Annotated in this window: 27 protein-coding genes and 1 tRNA gene; 2 read left to right on the top strand and 26 right to left on the bottom strand. The window is 63.7% G+C overall.

The window, feature by feature from the left end:
• Positions 1 to 54: 54 nt before the first annotated feature.
• Positions 55 to 1,143, bottom strand: a complete 1,089-nt coding sequence (locus tag CDE01S_RS00710; protein WP_084382615.1) for a M23 family metallopeptidase — start codon at positions 1,141 to 1,143, stop codon at positions 55 to 57.
• 26 nt (positions 1,144 to 1,169) lie between these two features.
• Between CDE01S_RS00710 and CDE01S_RS00705 the strand changes: the two genes are divergently transcribed.
• Positions 1,170 to 1,481, top strand: a complete 312-nt coding sequence (locus CDE01S_RS00705) for a hypothetical protein (RefSeq protein WP_066702180.1) — start codon at positions 1,170 to 1,172, stop codon at positions 1,479 to 1,481.
• Positions 1,482 to 1,514: 33 nt separating this feature from the next.
• Here the strand turns inward: CDE01S_RS00705 and CDE01S_RS00700 are convergent.
• The 9 genes from CDE01S_RS00700 to CDE01S_RS00660 all read right to left on the bottom strand — a co-directional run bounded on the left by CDE01S_RS00700 (position 1,515) and on the right by CDE01S_RS00660 (position 8,131).
• A tRNA-Thr gene (locus tag CDE01S_RS00700) sits at positions 1,515 to 1,590 on the bottom strand.
• Between the two features lie 48 nt (positions 1,591 to 1,638).
• Entirely contained in the window at positions 1,639 to 2,133 is a 495-nt protein-coding gene (locus tag CDE01S_RS00695) for a ClpXP protease specificity-enhancing factor (RefSeq protein ID WP_174525442.1), read from the bottom strand.
• Positions 2,134 to 2,154: 21 nt separating this feature from the next.
• A complete protein-coding gene (locus CDE01S_RS00690) occupies positions 2,155 to 2,766 on the bottom strand; it encodes a glutathione S-transferase N-terminal domain-containing protein (protein WP_066702169.1) in 612 nt (203 codons plus the stop codon).
• 106 nt (positions 2,767 to 2,872) lie between these two features.
• On the bottom strand, positions 2,873 to 3,631 hold the full coding sequence (locus CDE01S_RS00685) for a cytochrome c1 (RefSeq protein ID WP_066702167.1): 759 nt from the start codon (positions 3,629 to 3,631) through the stop codon (positions 2,873 to 2,875).
• A gap of 17 nt (positions 3,632 to 3,648) precedes the next feature.
• Positions 3,649 to 5,061, bottom strand: coding sequence for a cytochrome b (locus CDE01S_RS00680; RefSeq protein ID WP_066702164.1), 1,413 nt, complete (start codon positions 5,059 to 5,061; stop codon positions 3,649 to 3,651).
• An 11-nt stretch (positions 5,062 to 5,072) separates the two neighbouring features.
• Positions 5,073 to 5,687 carry a ubiquinol-cytochrome c reductase iron-sulfur subunit gene (gene petA / locus CDE01S_RS00675; RefSeq protein ID WP_066702161.1) on the bottom strand — a complete coding sequence of 205 codons (615 nt, stop codon included), beginning with the start codon at positions 5,685 to 5,687 and terminating at the stop codon, positions 5,073 to 5,075.
• A 102-nt stretch (positions 5,688 to 5,789) separates the two neighbouring features.
• Positions 5,790 to 6,836 (bottom strand): 4-hydroxythreonine-4-phosphate dehydrogenase PdxA, encoded by a 1,047-nt coding sequence (pdxA, locus tag CDE01S_RS00670; protein ID WP_066702159.1) that lies wholly within the window; start codon positions 6,834 to 6,836, stop codon positions 5,790 to 5,792.
• A 159-nt stretch (positions 6,837 to 6,995) separates the two neighbouring features.
• Positions 6,996 to 7,754 carry a Nif3-like dinuclear metal center hexameric protein gene (locus tag CDE01S_RS00665; protein ID WP_066702156.1) on the bottom strand — a complete coding sequence of 253 codons (759 nt, stop codon included), beginning with the start codon at positions 7,752 to 7,754 and terminating at the stop codon, positions 6,996 to 6,998.
• Complete coding sequence (locus tag CDE01S_RS00660) at positions 7,751 to 8,131, bottom strand: hypothetical protein (protein ID WP_066702505.1); 381 nt, start codon at positions 8,129 to 8,131, stop codon at positions 7,751 to 7,753. The genes CDE01S_RS00665 and CDE01S_RS00660 overlap by 4 nt, the downstream gene beginning before the upstream one ends.
• Before the next feature lie 23 nt (positions 8,132 to 8,154).
• Between CDE01S_RS00660 and CDE01S_RS00655 the strand changes: the two genes are divergently transcribed.
• A complete protein-coding gene (locus CDE01S_RS00655) occupies positions 8,155 to 9,297 on the top strand; it encodes a S1C family serine protease (protein ID WP_066702154.1) in 1,143 nt (380 codons plus the stop codon).
• A 21-nt stretch (positions 9,298 to 9,318) separates the two neighbouring features.
• Here the strand turns inward: CDE01S_RS00655 and tatC are convergent, their stop codons facing one another.
• The 16 genes from tatC to CDE01S_RS00575 form a co-directional block, all read right to left on the bottom strand.
• The gene (tatC, locus tag CDE01S_RS00650; RefSeq protein WP_066702149.1) at positions 9,319 to 10,110 is read right to left on the bottom strand and encodes a twin-arginine translocase subunit TatC; all 792 of its coding nucleotides are present in this window, start codon (positions 10,108 to 10,110) and stop codon (positions 9,319 to 9,321) included.
• 76 nt (positions 10,111 to 10,186) lie between these two features.
• Positions 10,187 to 10,648: a Sec-independent protein translocase protein TatB gene (gene tatB, locus CDE01S_RS00645; protein ID WP_066702146.1), complete on the bottom strand. Its 462-nt coding sequence runs from the start codon at positions 10,646 to 10,648 to the stop codon at positions 10,187 to 10,189.
• A 17-nt stretch (positions 10,649 to 10,665) separates the two neighbouring features.
• Complete coding sequence (gene tatA, locus CDE01S_RS00640) at positions 10,666 to 10,902, bottom strand: Sec-independent protein translocase subunit TatA (protein ID WP_066702144.1); 237 nt, start codon at positions 10,900 to 10,902, stop codon at positions 10,666 to 10,668.
• Positions 10,903 to 10,968: 66 nt separating this feature from the next.
• Positions 10,969 to 11,337 (bottom strand): histidine triad nucleotide-binding protein, encoded by a 369-nt coding sequence (locus tag CDE01S_RS00635; protein ID WP_066702142.1) that lies wholly within the window; start codon positions 11,335 to 11,337, stop codon positions 10,969 to 10,971.
• On the bottom strand, positions 11,334 to 11,717 hold the full coding sequence (locus tag CDE01S_RS00630; RefSeq protein ID WP_066702502.1) for a DUF4870 family protein: 384 nt from the start codon (positions 11,715 to 11,717) through the stop codon (positions 11,334 to 11,336). Before CDE01S_RS00630 ends, CDE01S_RS00635 begins: the two co-directional genes overlap by 4 nt.
• Before the next feature lie 2 nt (positions 11,718 to 11,719).
• Positions 11,720 to 12,103, bottom strand: coding sequence for a phosphoribosyl-ATP diphosphatase (locus CDE01S_RS00625; protein ID WP_066702140.1), 384 nt, complete (start codon positions 12,101 to 12,103; stop codon positions 11,720 to 11,722).
• 4 nt (positions 12,104 to 12,107) lie between these two features.
• Positions 12,108 to 12,497 carry a phosphoribosyl-AMP cyclohydrolase gene (gene hisI, locus CDE01S_RS00620; protein WP_066702138.1) on the bottom strand — a complete coding sequence of 130 codons (390 nt, stop codon included), beginning with the start codon at positions 12,495 to 12,497 and terminating at the stop codon, positions 12,108 to 12,110.
• Between the two features lie 31 nt (positions 12,498 to 12,528).
• On the bottom strand, positions 12,529 to 13,320 hold the full coding sequence (gene hisF / locus CDE01S_RS00615; protein ID WP_066702136.1) for an imidazole glycerol phosphate synthase subunit HisF: 792 nt from the start codon (positions 13,318 to 13,320) through the stop codon (positions 12,529 to 12,531).
• Between the two features lie 11 nt (positions 13,321 to 13,331).
• Positions 13,332 to 14,072 (bottom strand): 1-(5-phosphoribosyl)-5-[(5-phosphoribosylamino)methylideneamino]imidazole-4-carboxamide isomerase, encoded by a 741-nt coding sequence (gene hisA / locus CDE01S_RS00610; RefSeq protein ID WP_066702132.1) that lies wholly within the window; start codon positions 14,070 to 14,072, stop codon positions 13,332 to 13,334.
• A gap of 54 nt (positions 14,073 to 14,126) precedes the next feature.
• The gene (gene hisH, locus CDE01S_RS00605; protein WP_066702130.1) at positions 14,127 to 14,810 is read right to left on the bottom strand and encodes an imidazole glycerol phosphate synthase subunit HisH; all 684 of its coding nucleotides are present in this window, start codon (positions 14,808 to 14,810) and stop codon (positions 14,127 to 14,129) included.
• A 49-nt stretch (positions 14,811 to 14,859) separates the two neighbouring features.
• Positions 14,860 to 15,456 (bottom strand): imidazoleglycerol-phosphate dehydratase HisB, encoded by a 597-nt coding sequence (gene hisB / locus CDE01S_RS00600; RefSeq protein WP_066702127.1) that lies wholly within the window; start codon positions 15,454 to 15,456, stop codon positions 14,860 to 14,862.
• Entirely contained in the window at positions 15,453 to 16,550 is a 1,098-nt protein-coding gene (hisC, locus tag CDE01S_RS00595; protein ID WP_066702124.1) for a histidinol-phosphate transaminase, read from the bottom strand. The genes hisB and hisC overlap by 4 nt, the downstream gene beginning before the upstream one ends.
• Positions 16,547 to 17,926 (bottom strand): histidinol dehydrogenase, encoded by a 1,380-nt coding sequence (hisD, locus tag CDE01S_RS00590; protein WP_066702121.1) that lies wholly within the window; start codon positions 17,924 to 17,926, stop codon positions 16,547 to 16,549. Before hisD ends, hisC begins: the two co-directional genes overlap by 4 nt.
• Positions 17,927 to 17,931: 5 nt before the next feature.
• A complete protein-coding gene (gene hisG, locus CDE01S_RS00585) occupies positions 17,932 to 18,573 on the bottom strand; it encodes an ATP phosphoribosyltransferase (protein WP_066702118.1) in 642 nt (213 codons plus the stop codon).
• Between the two features lie 66 nt (positions 18,574 to 18,639).
• On the bottom strand, positions 18,640 to 19,905 hold the full coding sequence (gene murA / locus CDE01S_RS00580; protein ID WP_066702115.1) for a UDP-N-acetylglucosamine 1-carboxyvinyltransferase: 1,266 nt from the start codon (positions 19,903 to 19,905) through the stop codon (positions 18,640 to 18,642).
• Between the two features lie 12 nt (positions 19,906 to 19,917).
• Positions 19,918 to 20,160 (bottom strand): BolA family protein, encoded by a 243-nt coding sequence (locus CDE01S_RS00575; RefSeq protein WP_066702112.1) that lies wholly within the window; start codon positions 20,158 to 20,160, stop codon positions 19,918 to 19,920.
• Positions 20,161 to 20,175 lie beyond the last annotated feature (15 nt).

Here is a 20,175-nt window from a genome sequence, read left to right as displayed (position 1 = left end):
CCAGACAGCCGCCAGCGCGGCCCGTCAGACAGCAGGAAAACCAAGTGTCTGATTCTACCTTTGCACCGCCGCCGGCTGGGGAGCCGGCGCGGGGGCTGGCGCCGCGGGTGCGGCGGCAACCGGCACCGGAGCTGGCCGAGCTGCCGGCTGTTGTGCCAGCCCCGGCGTGGGCGCCGCAGGCTGCGGGCTCGACCCCGTCGCGGCGCCAGCGGGTGCCATGGCAACCTGCTGCACCGGCAGGTTGCGACCCGCCGTCAGGAATTTCTGCGGATCCTGCGGCACGCCGCGCACCAGCACCTCGAAATGCAGGTGCGGTCCGGTCGAACGGCCGGTATTGCCGACATCGGCAATCCGCTGCCCGCGCTTGATGAGATCACCCTTCTTGACGTAAGCCCTGGAGGTATGGGCGTAACGGGTCATCAAGTCCTTGCCGTGATCGACTTCGATCATGTTGCCATATTCGGGGTGAAATTCCTGGGTCACCACCACGCCGCCAGCCGCCGCCAGGATGGGCGTGCCTGTATTGGCCTGAAAGTCCAGACCGGTATGCAGCGCGGAACGCCCTGTGAACGGATCGATGCGCCAACCGAAGCTGGATCCCAGGTTGCCGACCACCGGTTGCTGGGTGGGCACCATCATGGTCCGGACCTTCTGCTCAAACAGACGCGACTCCATGACCGCCATCAGGTCCGAACGCTGATCCGTCAGCCGGTCCAGATCCGCCAGTGTCGCGTTCAGCTCTTCCATGGTGAGCGGACGGCCCGACACCAGCGCACCGCCTTGCCCCGGTTTGATCTTGATGTCATTCGGATTGATGCCCGCCAGGCCCGAGACGCGCTCGCCCAGCGATTCAAGCTGCATCATCTTGGCCTGCATCTCGCCCAGCCGCTTGGCCATCACATCCAGGTTTTCGCGCATGAAGCGGTCGCGCTGCGCAAATTCGTCCTTGATCACCAGGCGGACGAGCGTCCCCACCACCGGCCAGCCTTCGCGCGCACCCTTGAGAAAAACCCAGTGGTACAGGCCGGCAGCGACCAGCATCAAGGTGAAGGACAGGGCCAGCACGGCCACCAGCAGCTTGGTTCCGCTCAGGTAGATGGCTCGGCTCTTTGCCAGCCAAGCATCCGTGATAATCAAATGCATTCGTCTCTCCGCTCCAACCCAACGCCATGAACCGACGCCACCATCCTGTGACCCTGCTGCAGGCCACACAGGATTCTCCCACCTTGGCCCGGCTGACCGAGCTGACCCGGGATTCGTCGGCACGGCTCAAGGCCATCGAACCACTGATCCCCGGCCCCTTGCGTCCGGCCATCCAGGCTGGCCCCATCGACGGCTCTGTCTGGTGCCTGATTGTCAGCAGCAACGCGGTTGCGGCCAAGCTCCGGCAGTTCCTGCCCGCACTGGAAGCCCACTTGCGTACCAAGGGTTGGGAGATTACCTCAATTCGGCTCAAGGTCCAAATTTCCCGCGATCGCTGAATGCGGGCGGGCAGGGTGCGTGCAGGGAAAAGATGGTGCCGATTGTCGGATTCGAACTGACGACCTACCGCTTACAAGGCGGGTGCTCTACCAACTGAGCTAAATCGGCACAGGTTTTATTCTACCGTGCTCTCGTGGCGACCTGAGGCCACAAGCCTCATTTGACCCGCTTGAGTGCCGGCCGATTGCCGCTTGGCGGCCTGGGTGGTTCGGGCTCGTCGCTGCTGCGTGCCGAATCGACCCGCGTCAGCTGGACCGTCTTCGCCTCAGCATCGCGTTCGGCGGGCAATTCTGATGCCACCTCGTCCGCCTGTGCCGCAGACGCGCCGGCCTCATCCAGCGGGAACGCCATGCCTTGCCCGTTTTCACGGGCATAGATGGCGATGACCCGACTCACCGGCACCATGATGTCACGCGCAGTGCCCGCGAAGCGGGCCTTGAACTCGATGAACTCATTGCCCAGCTTGAGCGAACTGGTCGCATCCATGCTGACGTTGAGCACAATCTCGCCGTTCTTCACATACTCGCGCGGCACCTGCACGGTCTCGTCAACCCGCACCGCCACATACGGCGTAAAGCCATTGTCGGTGCACCATTCGTACAGGGCACGGATCAGATAGGGACGGGTCGACGTGGTGCTCGGAGCATTCATCATGGAACAGCGACCCGTTGTTTACTTGCGCATCACTTTTTCAGACGGCGTCAACGCTTCAATGTAGGCCGGACGCGAGAAGATGCGCTCAGCGTACTTCAGCAGCGGCGCCGCATTCTTGCTCAGTTCGATGCCGTAGTAGTCGAGGCGCCACAGCAGCGGCGCGATCGCCACATCGAGCATGGAGAAGTTCTCGCCCAGCATGTACTTGTTCTTCAGGAACACCGGGGCAAGCTGCGTCAGACGGTCGCGGATATGGGAACGCGCTTTTTCCAGGGCCTTTTCATTGCCTTTGGAAGCACGGGATTCCAGTGTCGAAACATGGACGAACAGCTCCTTCTCGAAATTGAGCAGGAACAGACGCACGCGCGCGCGATCCACCGGATCGCCAGGCATCAGCTGCGGATGCGGGAAGCGCTCGTCGATGTACTCGTTAATGATGTTCGACTCGTACAGGATCAGGTCACGCTCCACTAGGATCGGCACCTGGCCGTAGGGATTCATGACATTGATGTCTTCCGGCTTGTTGTAGAGGTCCACATCGCGGATCTCAAAGTCCATCCCTTTTTCGAACAGGACAAAACGGCAGCGGTGGGAAAAGGGGCAGGTGGTTCCCGAATACAGCACCATCATGGTGGAGACTCCTAAAAATCAAAAAGAGTGGGATGCATTTTTGCAAACCCACTCCGCAAAACGCAAGCCACATCCGGTGGATGTGGCCCGTTGAGGCTGTTAGACGTTACTTGACGTCTTTCCAGTACGCGGCATTGAGGCGCCAGGTGATCACGGTGAACATCAACAGGAACAGCAAGACCCAGACGCCCACGCGAACACGGGTCTTCTGAGCCGGCTCACCCATCCATTGCAGGAAGTTGACCAGGTCGCCAATGGCTTGATCATACTGGAGCGGCGTCATGGTGCCCGGCGTCAGCTGCTCCCAGCCCTTGAAGACATGGACTTCATGGCCATGTTCTTCCTTGGTCTCGTAGATCGGGCGACGCTTGCCCTGCAGCTCCCACAGCGCATGCGGCATGCCCACGCTCGGGAAGACCAGGTTGTTCCAGCCGGTGGCCTTGGTCTCATCCACGTAGAAAGTACGCAGGAAGGTGTAGAGGTAATCAGCACCCGTGCCGCCATGGCCGGCGCGTGAACGTGCAATCAGGGTCAGGTCAGGCGGGTTGGCGCCGAACCATTCCTTGGCCTGCTTCGGATCAATGGCCGACTTCATGGTCTCGCCGACCTTGTCGGTGGCGAACAGCAGGTTGTCCTTGATCTGTTCATTGGTGAAACCAAGGTCCTGCAGACGGTTGTAGCGCATGAAGGCAGCCGAATGGCAGCTCAGGCAGTAGTTGACGAACAGCTTGGCGCCGTTCTGCAGCGAAGCCACGTCGCTGGTGTTGACGGGCGCCTTGTCCCAAGAAATGCCACCGCCACTGGACGCATGGGCACCGCCGAGCAGACCGAGTGCCGTGATCAGGCCGAGAATGAGTTTCTTCATTTTTTGTTATCTCCAGCTCAGTGGGCAGCAAAGGTAACGCGGTCAGGCACAGGCTTGGTCTGACCAATACGACTCCACCACGGCATCAACAGGAAGAAACCGAAGTAGAACAGTGTGCCAACCTGGGACACCCGCTCGCCGATCGGCGACGGCGGCTGCACGCCCAGATAGGCCAGCACGACGAAGTTGATCACGAAGATGCCGTACAGGTATTTGTGCCAGTCCGGACGGTAGCGGATCGACTTGACCGCGCTGTTGTCCAGCCAGGGCAGGAAGAACAGGATGACGACGGCACCGCCCATCACCACCACACCCCAGAACTTGGCATCGATCGCCAGCATCAGGGCCGTCACCACCACGGCACCACCCAGCACCACCGCCTTGAACAGCGAGGACAGCTTGAGCTTGACCGCAGCCAGCACGGCAGCGAGCAGCACACAGGCAATCAGGGCGTACATCATCTCGCTGGTGATGGCACGCAGCATGGAATAGAACGGCGTGAAGTACCAGACCGGCGCAATGTGCGCAGGCGTCTGCAGCGGGTCAGCCGGAATGAAGTTGTTGTACTCGAGGAAGTAACCACCGAATTCAGGCGCGAAGAAGATGATGGCGGTGAACACCATCAGGAACACGCTGACACCGAAGATGTCATGCACCGTGTAGTAGGGGTGGAACGGCACGCCGTCGAGCGGGTGGCCCTGAGCATCCTTCGGAGCGTTCGGGCCCTTGATTTCAATGCCATCCGGGTTGTTGGAGCCGACATCATGCAGCGCCAGCAGGTGCGCCACGACCAGGCCCAGCAGCACCAGCGGCACGGCAATCACGTGGAAGCTGAAGAAGCGGTTCAGGGTGGCATCGCCCACCACGTAGTCGCCGCGGATCAGCAGCGCCAGGTCAGGGCCGACAAAGGGAATGGCGGCAAACAGGTTCACGATCACCTGGGCGCCCCAATAGCTCATCTGACCCCAGGGCAGCAGGTAGCCCATGAAGGCCTCGGCCATCAGGCACAGGAAGATCGCGCAACCGAAGATCCAGACCAGCTCACGCGGTTTGCGGTAGCTGCCGTAGATCAGGCCGCGGAACATGTGCAGGTAGACCACCACAAAGAAGGCGGAAGCACCGGTGGAGTGCATGTAGCGGATCAGCCAGCCCCACGGCACATCGCGCATGATGTACTCGACCGAGCCGAAGGCCAAGGCCGCATCGGGCTTGTAATGCATGACCAGGAAGATGCCGGTCACGATCTGGATCACCAGCACCAGCATGGCCAGCGAGCCGAAGATGTACCAGAAGTTGAAGTTCTTCGGGGCGTAGTAGTCAGCCATGTGGACGCGGTAGGCGTCGAACATGGTCGGGAACCGGTTCTCGAACCAGTTCGTGAGTTTGGCGCCTGCGGAGGCGTTGGGCGAGATTTCCTTGAATTCAGCCATGTTCGTCTTCCTCAAGCCTTCTTGTCTTCACCGATCAGCAGTTTGCTGTCGGACAGGTACATGTGCGGCGGCACCTCGAGGTTGTCCGGTGCCGGCTTGTTCTTGAACACACGGCCCGCCATGTCAAAGGTGGAGCCGTGGCAGGGGCAGAGGAAGCCGCCTTGCCAGTCGTCCGGCAGCGAGGGCTGGGCGCCGGGCTGGAACTTGTCGCTCGGCGAGCAACCCAGGTGCGAGCAGATGCCGACGGCCACCAGCAACTCCGGCTTGATGGAGCGGTACTGGTTGCGCGCGTATTCAGGCGTGAGTTCGGCGGGCTTGCGCTCGGACTTCGGGTCCGCCAGCTGGCCTTCGGTCTTTTTCAGGCTTTCCAGTTGCTCGGGCGTGCGCTTGACGATCCACACCGGCTTGCCGCGCCACTCCACCGTGACCTTTTCACCCGGCTTGAGGGCGGAAATGTCCACCTCGACGGCCGCGCCGGCCGCCTTGGCCTTTTCCGAGGGCTGGAAAGTGCTGACGAAGGGAATGGCGGCTGCAACGCCACCCACGGTGCCAGCGCAACCGGTGGCGATCAGCCACGTCCGTTTGCTGGGATCCATCTGACTTTTATCGGCAAGCGTGTCGCTCATGGGAAGCCTCAATGAAAACAACGGGATTTATTTGTTTGACTGCTGTGGTCAACGCGGGATTGTAGCCGACCCTCCAGCATCCATCGACGTGCGGCGGCCCGCTCAGTCAAGCAAGCGCCGCGCCATGCGGATGGCCTCGATCAGGCTGGCGGCGTCGGCCCGGCCCGTGCCGGCCACGTCAAACGCCGTGCCATGATCCGGACTGGTACGCACCAGCGGCAGCCCCAGCGTCACATTGACGCCCTTGTCCACCCCCAGGTACTTGACCGGAATCAGGCCCTGGTCGTGGTACATGGCCACCACCACATCGAACTCGCCGGGCTGCCCGTCGTGGGCCCGGGCACGCATGAACACCGTGTCCGGCGCCAGGGGGCCGTGCACATCCAGCCCCTCGCCACGTGCCTGTGCCAGGGCCGGCATGATGATCTCGATTTCCTCGCGGCCGAACAGCCCCCCCTCGCCGGCATGCGGGTTCAGGCCCGCCACGCCGATGCGCGGCACGCGGCCGAGCACCGGCCGCAGCGCAGCATGCGTGATGCGCAAGGTCTGCAACACGTTGTCGTGCGTGACCGCCTCGATCGCCTGGCGTAGCGACACATGGATGCTGACCAGCACCGTACGCAATTCGTCATTGGCCAACATCATGCGTACAGGCAGCTCGGCCACGGTCTTGCCCTGGTACGCCGCTGCTTCGGCCTGCAACAGCTCGGTATGGCCCGGAAAGGCATCAAAAGGCGCCCCGGCCGCCGACAACGCCTCCTTGTGCAAGGGTGCCGTCACCAGGCCGGCGATCTCCCCCCGCAACGCCGCCTGCGCCGCCCACACCACGCAACGGCCTGCCAGCCGTCCCGCCTCCGCACTGATGTGACCAAAAGGCGCCGGCGCCGCCAGCGCCTCAACCTGTAGCACCGGCACACAGTTCGGCGGCACCGCCAGCGCCTCGGCGGCCTGATCGAGTTGCAGCAGCGGCTGAACGGGTTCGCCTTCGCGCCGGATCAGCTGGGTGGCGCGCCGCAGCGTGACGACATCGCCCACCACAAAACAGCCGCGCGTCACCTCCGGCGCATCGCGAAAGGCCTTGGCGATGATTTCCGGCCCGATGCCGGCGGCATCGCCCATGGTGATGGCAAGGGGCTTCTCGATCACCATGCCTGTTGCTCCAGCACGCATCGCACCATCCGCGGCGTCTGAAACCACCCAACCGGGAAACGCCGTGAATCCGGCTTTGCCGGGTCACTGGCGTTGCCCCCTGCAAGGGGGGGGGCGTAGCGACACGCAGTGCGCAAAGCCTGGGGGTGTTCCATATTCTCAGGCGGGGTTGTCGATCTCGATGAATTCATGGGTCAACCCCAATTGCGCGGCCACATGCGCGGCCGCCGCCGGCGCACCATAACGCTCGCTCGCATGGTGGCCGCACGCGATGTAGGCGACGCCGCATTCGCGCGCATAGTGCGCCTGCGGCTCGGAAATCTCGCCAGTGATGAAGGCATCGGCCCCGGCGGCAATCGCCGCCTCGAAATAACCTTGCGCCCCGCCTGTGCACCATGCTATATTTTTAATAGCGTCTTGCGCTGTATTGACAATGGTCACTGGCCGATTTAGTGCTTTTTCCACATGGGCAGCCAGATCGCCAGCCGTCGCGAAGTCAGTACCCTGCATCCGCGTCCCCAGAAAACCCAGGTCCTGCTCGCCAAAGCGCCCTTCCGCCCGCAAGCCCAGTTGCAGACCCAGTTGGGCGTTGTTGCCGAATTCAGGATGTGCATCCAGCGGCAGGTGGTAGGCCAACAGGTTGATGTCGTGCGCCAGCAGCAAAGCCAGGCGCTGCTTCATCCAGCCGGTCACCCGCCCGTCCTGGCCGCGCCAGAACAGGCCGTGGTGCACGAAGATGGCGTCAGCCTGTGCGGCGATGGCGGCCTCGATCAGGGCGCGGCTGGCGGTGACGCCGGAGACGATCTTGCGGATCTCGGAACGACCCTCGACCTGCAGGCCGTTGGGGCCGTAATCGCGGAAACGCTCAGGCTGCAGCAAGGCATCGAAAGCCTGGAGGAGCTGTTGGCGGTCTGTCATGACGGTGATTGTCGGTCAGATTGGCTGCCGGCCGGGCCCTGCACCGCCAGGTCGCTGTCGCAGCCCTGGCCGGCAGCAATCCAGCGGCGCGCCAGACGGCGCAGCAGCGGCGCTGTGGCCGATGCCAGCCAACGCAGGCCCGGTGGCAGCGCCTGGTGCAACACGGTCGTCGCATCCACCATGGCACCACAGCGGTATTGGTTTGCCACCGCATCCCAGCGCACGGCCGCACAAGCCCCGGTTCGCCGGTGCGACAGCAGCATCCCCAGCGGACAAGGCTCGCTCAGGCAGCAGACGCCGCAGCCATTGCAAGGCGCGCCGCTGGCCGGTTTAGGCGCCGCCTGGGGCTGAATGTGGATCACGAACGACGGTTTCACAGCCAGCACTCTACAATTTCCCCATGAAACGATTCTGGTTGCTGTTTTCCCAGGTGGTCACAGTTCTGCTGGCCGTCTACTTTGTGGTGCTGACCCTCAAGCCGGATTGGCTGGGCAAGGCCGTCTCGCTCTCGACAGGTGTTGCCCTGCTCGAAGCACCCGCCAGCCCGCCAGGGGCGGTGCCAGCCGGCAGCTTCCGGGGGGCGGCACAAAAGGCCTCGGCCGCGGTGGTGAGCATCAGCACCAGCAAGGCCCCCAAGAACAACCCGAACAGCAACGACCCCTGGTTCCGCTTCTTCTTCGGCGACCAGGACAACGAGCCGCAGGTCGGCCTGGGCAGCGGTGTCCTGGTCAGTCCCAACGGCTATGTGCTGACCAACAACCATGTGATCGACGGCGCCGACGAGATCGAGGTCATCCTCAACGACAACCGCCAGGCGCGCGCCAAGGTGATCGGCACCGACCCGGACAGCGACCTGGCTGTGCTCAAGATCGAACTCGACCGGCTGCCCGTGATCGTGCTCGGCAATTCCGACAATGTCCAGGTCGGCGACCAGGTGCTGGCCATCGGCAACCCCTTCGGCGTCGGCCAGACCGTGACCAGCGGCATCATCAGCGCGCTGGGACGCAACCAGCTCGGCATCAACACCTTCGAGAACTTCATCCAGACCGATGCCGCCATCAACCCCGGCAACTCCGGCGGCGCCCTGGTCGACACCAACGGCAACCTGCTGGGCATCAACACCGCCATCTACTCGCGCTCGGGCGGCAACATGGGCATCGGCTTCGCCATTCCGGTTTCGACCGCCAAGCAGGTGCTGGACAGCATCGTCAAGGAAGGTCAGGTGACGCGCGGCTGGATCGGGGTGGAGCCGAGCGAGCTCTCACCGGAACTGGCCGACACCTTCGGCATCAAGGCCAACCAGGGTGTGATCATCACCGGCGTGCTACAGAACGGCCCGGCGGCGCAGTCCGGCATCCGCCCCGGCGATGTGATCACCGGCGTGGCCGGCAAGCCGGTACACAACGTTTCGGAGCTGTTGTCGAGCGTGGCCGCACTCAAACCGGGCACGCCCTCGAAGTTCAGCTTGCTGCGCCAGAACAACCCGGTGGAACTCGATGTGGTGCCCGGGGTACGGCCGAAGCCGCGGCGCATGCAGCAGTAAACGGCGACCGTCCGCAGCCGTTCAGGGCTGCGGTGCCTCGGCGTCCTCGGCAGGCGCCTGGGTGTGCTTGATGAAGATCTGGGCTGCCCACAGGCCCAACTCGTACAGCAGCACCATCGGGATGGCCAGCGCCAGCTGCGATACCACGTCCGGTGGCGTCACGATGGCGGCGATGATGAAGGCCAGCACCACGAAATAGCCGCGGAACTCCTTGAGCTTCTGCACGCTGACAATGCCCATGCGCGCCAGCACGATGACCACGATCGGCACCTCAAAGGCCAGACCGAAGGCCAGGAACATGGTCAGCACGAAGCTCAGATAGGCCTCGATGTCCGGCGCGGCCGTGATGCTCTTGGGTGCAAAGCCCTGGATGAAGGCAAACACCTGGCCGAACACGAAGAAATAGCAGAAGGCCACGCCAATGAAGAACAGGATGGAGCTGGAGATCACCAGCGGCAACACCAGCTTCTTCTCATGGGTGTAGAGGCCGGGCGCCACAAAGGCCCAGGCCTGGTACAGGATGACCGGCAGTGCTACCAGGAAGGCCGTCATCAGCATGATCTTGAGCGGCACCATGAAGGGTGAGATCACCGAGGTGGCGATCAGTGTGGCGCCCTTGGGCAGGTGCGCCACCAGCGGCGCCGCCAGGATGTCGTACAGCGCAGCCGGGCCCGGGTAGAGCGCCAGCACCACAGTGACCACCGCCATCGCGATCATGGACTTGACCAAGCGGTCGCGCAGCTCCATCAGGTGCTGAACAAACGGCTGCTCGGTCCCTGCCAACTCGTCTTCTTTGGATTGATCGTCTGCCATGCGTTGTTTGCTCGGTACTCGAACCGCCCGCCGCGATCAGCGGCTGCAGCCCGATGGATAGGGGGTCAGAGGATCTTCAGCTCAGTCTTTGCGGCCGGAAACGGGCCACCCGGGCAGCACCGGACTGCGCCCGGGTACGCACCCCATGCCGGGCCTTGTACCAGACCGGCGTGGCACCGCGCTTGAGGCGCCAGTTCTTGCCGGGATGCTTGTACTCGGGATAGCCGATCGGCACGTCCAGACCGCTGGACTCCAGCCCCGAAGTCGCCTCGGACCAGCTCTTCTCGAAATCGCTGGTGGTGGTCTGGATCGAGCTCTCGACATCGCGCGCCGCACCTTCGACCGTGTCCTTCATCTTCTTGAGCTCGTCGAGCTCCATGGACCGGTTGACCTCGGCCTTGACATCGGCCACATAACGCTGCGCCTTGCCCAGCAGGGTGCCGACGGTGCGGGCCACGCGCGGCAGCTTCTCCGGCCCGATGACAATGAGTGCCACCGCGCCGATCAGCGCCATCTTGGAAATGCCGAGATCGATCATGTCTGCCTAGGCGGCAATCAGGATTTGGTCTTGGCTTCGACGTCGATGGTGGTCTTGTCCGCAGCCGGAGCAGACACCTGGGCGGCGGGCGCAGCCGGCTTTTCCTCAGTGGAAGCACCGTCTTTCATGCCGTCCTTGAAACCCTTGACGGCGCCACCGAGGTCGCTGCCCAGATTCTTGAGCTTCTTGGTGCCGAACACCATCACCACGATCAGCAGCACGATCAGCCAGTGCCAGATAGAAAACGAACCCATATATCACTCCTCAAGAATTTGACGATTCTAATCTTCACAGTGGGCGGCCGCACGGCCCAACCCAAATTAGCCTTTGAGCCAGGGACGCGGCCCGCCGATCACGTGCACATGCAGGTGGTGGACTTCCTGCCCGCCGTCCTCGCCGGTGTTGCAAACGATGCGAAAGCCCCCCTCCGGATAAGGACGGCAGCCCTCCTGCAAGGCCAGCTTCGGTGCCAGCGCCATCATGCGCCCGAGCAATGCAGCATGTTCCGTGCCTACCTGCGCCATGGACGGAATGTGCAGCTTGGGCACCATGAGGAAATGCACCGGCGCCCAGGGATGGATGTCATGGAAGGCGAAGATCTCCTCGTCCTCGTAGACCTTCTTGGAAGGAATCTGGCCTGCAATGATCTTGCAGAAAATGCAGTTCGGATCGTGTGGCACGGCTGTCATGCAGAAAACTCCATGGGAAGACCTTTGTTCATGTTCACCATGCCGCTGATGATGCGGTAGAGGAACCAGACCGAGATAGCGAGCCAGGCCAGCCAGCCCGGCACGAAAAAGAAGAACCACAGCGGTGCCGTCAGCACGTAAAGTGCGGCAGCGATCAGCACGGTGCGGATGCGCCAGCGGAAATGCGAAGCATGCCAGCTGCCTTCGGCGTCCGGGCGCTTGACCAGGTCGAGCACCAAGGCCACGACCAGCAGCACCGGGCTGATCTGCGCCCCCGGCACCAGGGCGCCGACCGCCACGATCAGGTGCAGCACGTAGCTGACCGTCCCCAGCGTGGTGAGGGACTGCAGCCGCTCGGCTTCGCTCCGGTCCGGGTTCAGGCTCACTGCTCGCCGCCCTCGCGCGCCAGTGCCTTGCGCAGCGCCTTTTCCTCGATGCCGCTGGTGCCCTCGCGGCGCTCCAGTTCGGCGATCACGTCCGCCGGTGTCAGGCCGTAATGCGCCAGGGCAATCATGGAATGGAACCAGAGATCGGCCACCTCGTAGAGGATCTTGCCGCGATCGCCGCCGTGGTCCGCATCCTTGGCCGCCATCACCACTTCCGTGGCTTCCTCGCCGATCTTCTTCAGAAAGGCATCCGGCCCCTTGTGCAGCAAACGAGCGACATAGCTCTTGTCGGGGTCGCCGCCGTTGGCAGGCAGGCGGCTCTCGACCACGGCCGCCAGGCGGGCCAAGGCATCGGCGGAATTCGTACGCGTATCGGACATGGCGTTATTTGTAGATGGTTTCAGGGTCTTTCAAGACCGGGTCGACGGCCTGCCAGCTCCCGTCCTTGTAGATGCTGAAAAAGCAGCTGTGGCGCCCGGTGTGGCAGGCAATGCCGGGCTCATGGCCAAGCTGAGTCACCTTGAGCAGCACCACGTCGTTGTCGCAATCCAGGCGGATCTCGTGCACCGTCTGAACATGGCCAGATTCCTCGCCCTTGAACCACAGTTTGCCGCGCGAACGGCTGAAATACACGGCGCGGCCAAGCTCGGCCGTCTTCTGCAGCGCCTCGCGGTTCATCCAGGCAAACATCAGGACATCGTTGCTGCCCTGCTCCTGCGCGATCACCGGCACCAGGCCCTGCGCATCCCATTTCACTTCGTCCAACCAGTTCATGGCGCTATTGTCGCCCGATTTGGCAGGGGAATCAGGCGGCGGGTTCGATGCGCACCGGAATACCGGCCGCGGCCATGCGGGCCTTGGCCTGGGCGATGGTGTACTCGCCGTAGTGGAAGATGCTGGCGGCCAGCACCGCATCGGCACCACCGATCTTGATGCCATCGACCAGGTGGTCGAGGTTGCCGACGCCACCCGAGGCGATCACCGGCACGCTCACCGCATCGCTGACGGCACGGGTGAGTTCCAGGTCGAAGCCGGACTTGGTGCCGTCACGGTCCATGCTGGTGAGCAGGATCTCGCCGGCGCCATGCTCGGCCATCTGGCGCGCCCAGGCCACGGCGTCCAGCCCGGTGTTCTTGCGGCCGCCATGGCTGTAGACGTCCCAGCCCTCGCCGCGTGCCAACACCTCGTCACCATGACGGCGCTTGGCGTCGATGGCCACCACAATGCACTGGGCACCGTACTTGTGCGAAGCGTCACGGATGACCTGCGGGTTGGCGATGGCGGCCGAGTTGAAGCTGGTCTTGTCGGCACCGGCATTGAGCAGGCGGCGCACGTCTTCCACCGTGCGCACGCCGCCGCCCACTGTCAGTGGAATGAAGACCTTGGAGGCCACCGCCTCGATGATGTGCAGGATCAGGTCGCGCCCGTCGCTGGTGGCGGTAATGTCGAGAAAGGTGAGTTCGTCAGCGCCCTGGTCGTTGTAGCGCGCCGCGATCTCCACCGGATCGCCGGCATCGCGCAGTTCGACGAAATTGACGCCCTTGACGACACGACCACCGGTCACGTCCAGGCAGGGGATGATTCTCTTGGCCAGCACGCAGATTACTTTCAGGCGCTGAGTTCATCGGCCCGGATCTGGGCCGCCTGGAAGTCGAGATCGCCGGTGTAGATGGCACGGCCACAGATCACGCCCTCGATGCCCTCGTCCTCCACCGCACACAGCGCTTCGATGTCGGCCATGTTGCTCAGGCCGCCGGAGGCGATGACGGGAATGGTCAGCGCCTGCGCCAGCCGGACCGTGGCCTCGATGTTGATGCCCGAGAGCATGCCGTCGCGGCCGATGTCGGTGTAGATGATGGACTCGACGCCGTAGTCCTCGAACTTCTTGCCCAGGTCCACCACTTCGTGGCGCGTCAGCTTGCTCCAGCCATCGGTCGCCACCTTGCCGTCCTTGGCATCCAGACCGACGATGATGTGGCCACCGAAAGCGGTACAGGCGTCCTGCAGGAAGCCCGGGTTCTTGACCGCGGCGGTGCCAATGATGACGTAGCGCAGGCCGGCGTCGAGGTAGCGCTCGATGGTATCGAGGTCGCGGATGCCGCCGCCGAGCTGCACGTCGATTTCGCTGCCGACTTCCTTCAGGATGCTGCGGATCGCCTGCTCATTCTTCGGCTGGCCCGCAAAGGCGCCGTTCAGGTCCACCAAGTGCAGACGGCGTGCGCCCTTGTCCACCCAGCTGCGCGCCATGAGCGCCGGGTTTTCCCCGAAGGTGGTCGATTGATCCATGTCGCCCTGTTTCAGGCGAACGCAGTGACCGTCTTTCAAATCGATGGCAGGAATTAAAAGCATGGTGCTTCGAAGAAGAATAGGGCTAGGGATTCAGCCGGGACAAAGGGAAATGGATCAGGGCTTCCAAGAAAGGAAGTTGCGGTAAAGGGCCAAGCCGTGGGCAGCACTTTTCTCGGGGTGGAATTGGGTCGCGAAAATATTATCGCGCGCAATCGCCGCCGCAAAGCGGCCACCGTAGTCGGCCTCGCCTGCGCTGTGGCGCGCATCCGACGGTCGGGCATAGAAGCTGTGCACGAAGTAGAAGTAGCTGCCGTCCGGCACCTCGCCCCAGACCGGGTGACGGCCCTGGCCGTGGTCCATCTGGTAAACCTGATTCCAGCCCATCTGCGGTACCTTGTAGCGGCTGCCGTCGGGCTGGCGTTGGTTCGCCAAGTCGAACTTGAGCACCTCGCCGTGGATCAGGCCCAGGCCGGGCGTGTCGCCCTCGGCGCTGTGGTCCAGCATCATCTGCATGCCAACGCAAACGCCGAACAGCGGCTTGTTCACGGCCGCTTCCAGCACCGCGTCGCGCAGGCCGGAGTCGCGCAGCTCACGCATGCAGTCGGGCATGGCGCCCTGGCCGGGCAGCACCACACGCTCGGCGGCGCGCACATCGTCGGGCCGGGAAGTGATGAGCACGTGCCAGCCGGTGTCGGCTGCAGCGGCCTGCACCGCCTGCGACACCGAGCGCAGATTGCCCATGCCGTAGTCGACCACCGCCACGGTCTTGGCAGTCACCCCATTTGCTATCGAATTCATAGCTGATTGCGCAGAATTGACAAGGTCCAGAGGCCTTTTTGGCACATGACTAAAGCGAACCTTTGGTGGATGGGATGGTACCCGCGGCACGCGGGTCAAGCTCCAGCGCGGCGCGCAAGGCGCGGGCGAAGGCCTTGAACACGGTCTCGGCCTGATGGTGGGCGTTCTCGCCGCGCAGGTTGTCGATGTGCAGCGTGACAAAGGCGTGGTTGACGAAGCCCTGGAAAAACTCGTAGGCCAGCTGGCTGTCGAAGGTGCCGATCATGCCGCTCTTGAACGGCACGTGCATCACCAGCCCCGGACGGCCGGAGAAGTCGACCACCACGCGCGACAGCGCTTCGTCCAGCGGCACGTAGGCGTGGCCGTAACGGCGGATGCCCTTCTTGTCACCCACCGCCTTGGCCACCGCCTGGCCCAGGGTGATGCCGACGTCTTCCACCGTGTGGTGGCCGTCGATGTGCAGATCGCCCTTGGCCTGGATGTCGAGATCGATCAGGCCGTGGCGCGCGATCTGGTCCAGCATGTGGTCGAAGAAACCGATGCCGGTGGCGAGGCGCGCCTGGCCGGTGCCGTCGAGGTTGACCTTGACGGTGATCTGGGTCTCGGCGGTATTGCGGGTAACTTCGGCAATGCGTGGTGTGCTCATAGTGATTCTTTCAGCGCTGCCAGCATCAACCGGTTCTCGTCCGGTGTGCCGACCGTCAAACGCAGGCAGTTGGCCAGCGAGGGATGCAGCTTGGACACATTCTTCACCAGCACCTTGCGCGCCTTCATGCCCTCGAAGGCCTTGGCCGCATCCGGCACGCGCACGAGGATCATGTTGGCATCGCTGTTCCAGGCCCGCACCTGCGGCCACGCCGACAACGCTTCCAAAATCATAGCACGCTGCGCTTTGATCTCAAGGGCCTGTGCCGCAAATACATCGGCATGTTCGAGCGCGAACAAGGCACACTCGTAGTTCAGCACGCTGATGTTGTAGGGCGGGCGCACCTTGTCGATCTCAGCCACCAGGGCCTGCGGACCGATCATGTAGCCCAGCCGCACACCGGCCAGGCCGAACTTGGAGAGCGTGCGCATCAGCAGCACATGGCCGTGCGCAGCCGGGTTGGCGCGTATCTTGTCCAGCCAGCTGCGCGAGGAAAACGGCTGGTAGGCCTCGTCCATCACCACCAGGCCGCCCTGCTCGCCCACGGCGGCGATGATCCTGGCAATCACGGCCTCGTCCCACAGGTTGGCGGTCGGGTTGTTCGGATAGGCGATGTAGGTGAGCGTCGGCTTGTGCTGGCGGATGGCGGCCAGCATGGCGGCCTCGTCGAGCTCGAAGTCGGCGGTGAGCGGCACGCCGTGGAAGGCCAGGCCCTGCAGCTGTGCGCTCATGGCATACATCACGAAGCCCGGCACCGGCGCCAGGATGGAAGCACCCGGCACGTCGCAGGCCAGGGCCAGCAGCGAGATCAGCTCGTCCGAGCCATTGCCCAGCATCAGGTCGTAGCCGGCCGGCATGTCGGCGTAGCGCGCCAGGGCAGCTCGCAGGTCGTTGACGCGGCCGTCCGGGTAGCGGTTGAGCGCCAGCTTGCCCAGGCGCTGACCCAGCTCGGCCTGCAGCGCGGGCGGCAGGCCATAGGGGTTCTCCATGGCGTCGAGCTTGACCATGCCCACCGAGTCCTGGATGGCATAGGCGTGCATTCCCTGGATGTCCTGGCGGATCAGGCGTTGCAGTTTCGAATCGAGTGCTGTCATTTCTTGCTGTCTTTCAGGCGCATTTCTGCGGCACGGGCATGCGCTTGCAGGCCTTCGCCGTGCGCCAGCACGGAGGCGATCTGGCCCAGGCTCTGCGCGCCGGCTTCGCTGACTTCGATCAGGCTGCTGCGCTTCTGGAAGTCGTAGACGCCCAGCGGCGAGCTGAAACGTGCCGTGCCGCTGGTAGGCAGCACGTGGTTCGGACCGGCACAGTAGTCACCGAGCGATTCGCTGGTGTAGGCACCGAGGAAGATGGCGCCGGCGTGTTTCAACAGCGGCTCCCACTGGTGCGGCTCACGGCTCGACACCTCCAGGTGCTCCGGTGCGATGCGGTTGGAAATGGCGCAGGCCTCTTCCATGCTGCGCGTCTGGATCAGTGCGCCACGGCCCGTGAGCGACTTGGCGATGATCTCGGCGCGCGGCATCTGCGGCAGCAGGCGCTCGATCTCGCGCTGCACGGCATCGAGGTAGGCCGCATCCGGGCACAGCAGGATGCTTTGTGCCAGCTCGTCGTGCTCGGCTTGGCTGAACAGGTCCATCGCCACCCAGTCGGCCGGCGTCGTGCCGTCGGCCAGCACCAGAATCTCGCTCGGGCCAGCGATCATGTCGATGCCGACCTGGCCGAAGACATGCTTCTTGGCGCTGGCGACATAGGCGTTGCCGGGGCCGGTGATCTTGTCCACCTTGGGCACGGTTTGCGTGCCATACGCCAAGGCCGCCACGGCCTGGGCACCACCGATGGTGAAGGCGCGCGTGACGCCGGCCACATAGGCGGCGGCCAGCACCAGCTCGTTGCGCTCACCCTTGCTTGACGCGGCCTGCTCGCCCGAGCCACCGGTGGCCACGCTGCCACGCACGGGCGTGGGCACGACCATGATGATTTCCTGCACCCCCGCCACGTGGGCAGGAATGGCATTCATCAACAGGCTCGACGGGTACGCGGCCTTGCCGCCGGGCACATAGATGCCGACGCGGTCCAGCGGCGTGACCTTCTGGCCTAACAACGTACCGTCTTCGTCACGGTAGCTCCAGCTCTCGCCCGAGGCCTTTTTCTGTGCTTCATGGTACTTGCGCACGCGGGCTGCGGCCGACTGCAGGGCCTCACGCTGAGCCAGCGGAATGGCGTCGAACGCGGCCTTGAAGTCGGTCTGGGTCAGCTCCAGCGCCGCCATGTTGGGCGCCGAGAGGCCATCGAAACGGGCGGTGTAGTCGAGCACAGCAGCATCGCCGCGCTGACGCACATCGGCCAGGATCTCGGCCACACGCTGCTCGATGGCGGCATCGGTCTCACCCGACCAGTGCAGTCGCGCTTGAAACTTAGCCTCAAAATCGGCCTCAGCCGTCGACAAACGGGCGGGAGCAGCTACAAAATTCATAGCAATTACTTGGGTTCCACGACACTTGCAAACGCGTCGATGATGCGGCGGATCGGTTCCTGCTTGAGCTTGAGCGCGGCCTGGTTCACCACCAGGCGCGAACTGATGTCCATGATGTGCTCGACCTCGACCAGGTGGTTGGCCTTGAGCGTGTTGCCGGTCGACACCAGATCGACGATGGCATCGGCCAGGCCGGTGAGCGGCGCCAGCTCCATGCTGCCGTAGAGCTTGATCAGGTCCACGTGCACACCCTTGGTGGCAAAAAAATCGCGCGCAATCGCCACGTACTTGGTGGCCACGGTCAGGCGCGAGCCCTGGCGCACGGCCGCAGCGTAGTCGAAGCCCTCACGCACAGCCACGCTGATGCGGCATTTGGCAATCTGCAAATCCAGCGGCTGGTACAGCCCGTCGCTGCCGTGTTCGAGCAGCGTGTCCTTGCCGGTGATGCCAAGGTCGGCCCCGCCGTACTGCACGTAGGTCGGCACGTCGGTGGCGCGCACCAGCACCACCCGCACGTCCGGCTGGTTGGTGGCCAGGATGAGTTTGCGGGTCTTTTCCGGATCGTCCAGCACCTCGATGCCGGCTGCCTTGAGCAGCGGCAGGGTCTCGTCGAAGATGCGGCCTTTGGAGAGTGCGAGCGTGATCATGGGGTCATTTTCTCATGCGCGAGCACGCCGGACCGGCCCAGGGCGCGGAGGCCCCTTGGAAGGCCATTATTTGATGCGCTCGATGTCGGCGCCGATGCCGGCCAGCTTGGCCTCCATGCGGTCATAACCGCGGTCGAGGTGGTAGATGCGGTCGACTACGGTCTCCCCCTCGGCCACCAGGCCGGCGATCACCAGGCTGGCCGAAGCCCGCAGGTCGGTCGCCATGACGGTCGCACCCGACAGGCGTTCGACGCCCTCGATCACCGCCACCTTGCCGTCGATCTGGATCTTCGCGCCCAGGCGCACCAGTTCGTTGACGTGCATGAAGCGGTTCTCGAAGATGGTCTCGGTCACCTTGGCCGTGCCCTGCGCCACACAGTTCAGCGTCATGAACTGGGCTTGCATGTCGGTGGGAAAACCCGGGTACTCGGTGGTGCGGAAACTCTGCGCCTGCATCCGGCCATGCGCCTGCACGCGGATGCCGTCGGCAAGTGCTGTCACCGTCGCACCGGCAGCGCGCAGTTTTTCAATCACGGCATCCAGATGGTCAGCGCGGCCATATTTCAGCACCACGTCGCCGCCGGCTGCCGCCACGGCACACAGAAAGGTGCCGGTTTCGATGCGGTCGGCCACCACCTGGTGATTGCAGCCGTGCAGCGCCTCCACACCCTGGATGCGGATGCGACTGGTGCCGTGGCCCTCGATCTTGGCGCCCATCTTGATCAGCATCTCGGCCAGATCGGGAATCTCGGGCTCCTGCGCCGCGTTCTCCAGAATGGTTTCGCCTTCAGCCAGGCTGGCAGCCATCAGGAAGTTCTCGGTCCCGGTCACGGTCACCATGTCGGTGGTGATGCGTGCCCCGCGAAGCCGGCGTTGGCCTTGCGGCAGTTTGGCGATGATGTAACCGTGCTCCACCGCAATCTCGGCCCCCATGGCCTGCAGCCCCTTGATGTGCTGGTCCACCGGACGCGAACCGATGGCGCAACCTCCGGGCAGCGAAACACGGGCCTGGCCAAAACGCGCCAGCAACGGCCCCAGGGCCAGCACCGAGGCACGCATGGTCTTCACCAGCTCATACGGTGCTTCCGGCGAGTTCAACGGCCCGGCATCGATACGCACGGTACCGTCATCGCCCACTTCAGCCTTCACGCCCATGTTGCGGATCAGCTTGAGCATGGTGACCACGTCCTGCAGACGCGGCACATTGCGCAGTGTCACGGGTTGCGCCGTCAGCAAGGCGGCACACAGTTCGGGCAAAGCCGCGTTTTTGGCGCCGGAAATCAGCACCTCGCCGCGCAGCTCGCGCCCGCCACGAATCAGCAATTTATCCATGGTTCAGTTCACTCAGTGGGCCAGCGCGGCCCATTCGGCCGGCGTGTAGGTTTTCATGGACAAGGCATGCACCTCGTCGGTGTGCATCTTCTGCCCCAGCGTGGCATAAACACGCTGGTGGCGCTGGATCGGGCGCTTGCCTTCGAACTCGCTGGACACGATGGTGGCGTACCAGTGGCGGCCATCACCCGTGAGTTCGATGTGCTCGCACGGCAGGCCGGCGGCGATGAAGGATTGGAGTTCGTCTGCAGTCATGCTCGTTCGCTTGGT

Origin of the sequence: Curvibacter delicatus NBRC 14919 (genome assembly GCF_001592265.1) — a bacterium.
GTDB lineage: Bacteria > Pseudomonadota > Gammaproteobacteria > Burkholderiales > Burkholderiaceae_C > Hylemonella > Hylemonella delicata.
Note: the sequence above shows the minus strand (reverse complement) of the source record. Positions and strands in the feature narration are given on the sequence as shown.

Bases quoted from the DNA above. Each gene is read 5' to 3' on its own strand.
- tatB (WP_066702146.1), bottom strand. From the start codon at position 10,648: ATGATCGATCTCGGCATTTCCAAGATGGCGCTGATCGGCGCGGTGGCA.
- CDE01S_RS00625 (WP_066702140.1), bottom strand. From the start codon at position 12,103: ATGTCCGATACGCGTACGAATTCCGCCGATGCCTTGGCCCGCCTGGCG.
- pdxA (WP_066702159.1), bottom strand. From the start codon at position 6,836: ATGGTGATCGAGAAGCCCCTTGCCATCACCATGGGCGATGCCGCCGGC.
- CDE01S_RS00690 (WP_066702169.1), bottom strand. From the start codon at position 2,766: ATGATGGTGCTGTATTCGGGAACCACCTGCCCCTTTTCCCACCGCTGC.
- hisC (WP_066702124.1), bottom strand. From the start codon at position 16,550: ATGACAGCACTCGATTCGAAACTGCAACGCCTGATCCGCCAGGACATC.
- tatC (WP_066702149.1), bottom strand. From the start codon at position 10,110: ATGGCAGACGATCAATCCAAAGAAGACGAGTTGGCAGGGACCGAGCAG.
- CDE01S_RS00575 (WP_066702112.1), bottom strand. From the start codon at position 20,160: ATGACTGCAGACGAACTCCAATCCTTCATCGCCGCCGGCCTGCCGTGC.
- hisD (WP_066702121.1), bottom strand. From the start codon at position 17,926: ATGAATTTTGTAGCTGCTCCCGCCCGTTTGTCGACGGCTGAGGCCGAT.
- hisH (WP_066702130.1), bottom strand. From the start codon at position 14,810: ATGAATTCGATAGCAAATGGGGTGACTGCCAAGACCGTGGCGGTGGTC.
- hisA (WP_066702132.1), bottom strand. From the start codon at position 14,072: ATGCTTTTAATTCCTGCCATCGATTTGAAAGACGGTCACTGCGTTCGC.
- hisG (WP_066702118.1), bottom strand. From the start codon at position 18,573: ATGATCACGCTCGCACTCTCCAAAGGCCGCATCTTCGACGAGACCCTG.
- CDE01S_RS00680 (WP_066702164.1), bottom strand. From the start codon at position 5,061: ATGGCTGAATTCAAGGAAATCTCGCCCAACGCCTCCGCAGGCGCCAAA.
- petA (WP_066702161.1), bottom strand. From the start codon at position 5,687: ATGAGCGACACGCTTGCCGATAAAAGTCAGATGGATCCCAGCAAACGG.
- tatA (WP_066702144.1), bottom strand. From the start codon at position 10,902: ATGGGTTCGTTTTCTATCTGGCACTGGCTGATCGTGCTGCTGATCGTG.
- CDE01S_RS00705 (WP_066702180.1), top strand. From the start codon at position 1,170: ATGAACCGACGCCACCATCCTGTGACCCTGCTGCAGGCCACACAGGAT.
- CDE01S_RS00685 (WP_066702167.1), bottom strand. From the start codon at position 3,631: ATGAAGAAACTCATTCTCGGCCTGATCACGGCACTCGGTCTGCTCGGC.
- murA (WP_066702115.1), bottom strand. From the start codon at position 19,905: ATGGATAAATTGCTGATTCGTGGCGGGCGCGAGCTGCGCGGCGAGGTG.
- CDE01S_RS00695 (WP_174525442.1), bottom strand. From the start codon at position 2,133: ATGAATGCTCCGAGCACCACGTCGACCCGTCCCTATCTGATCCGTGCC.
- CDE01S_RS00655 (WP_066702154.1), top strand. From the start codon at position 8,155: ATGAAACGATTCTGGTTGCTGTTTTCCCAGGTGGTCACAGTTCTGCTG.
- CDE01S_RS00665 (WP_066702156.1), bottom strand. From the start codon at position 7,754: ATGACAGACCGCCAACAGCTCCTCCAGGCTTTCGATGCCTTGCTGCAG.
- CDE01S_RS00635 (WP_066702142.1), bottom strand. From the start codon at position 11,337: ATGACAGCCGTGCCACACGATCCGAACTGCATTTTCTGCAAGATCATT.
- CDE01S_RS00710 (WP_084382615.1), bottom strand. From the start codon at position 1,143: ATGCATTTGATTATCACGGATGCTTGGCTGGCAAAGAGCCGAGCCATC.
- hisI (WP_066702138.1), bottom strand. From the start codon at position 12,497: ATGAACTGGTTGGACGAAGTGAAATGGGATGCGCAGGGCCTGGTGCCG.
- hisB (WP_066702127.1), bottom strand. From the start codon at position 15,456: ATGAGCACACCACGCATTGCCGAAGTTACCCGCAATACCGCCGAGACC.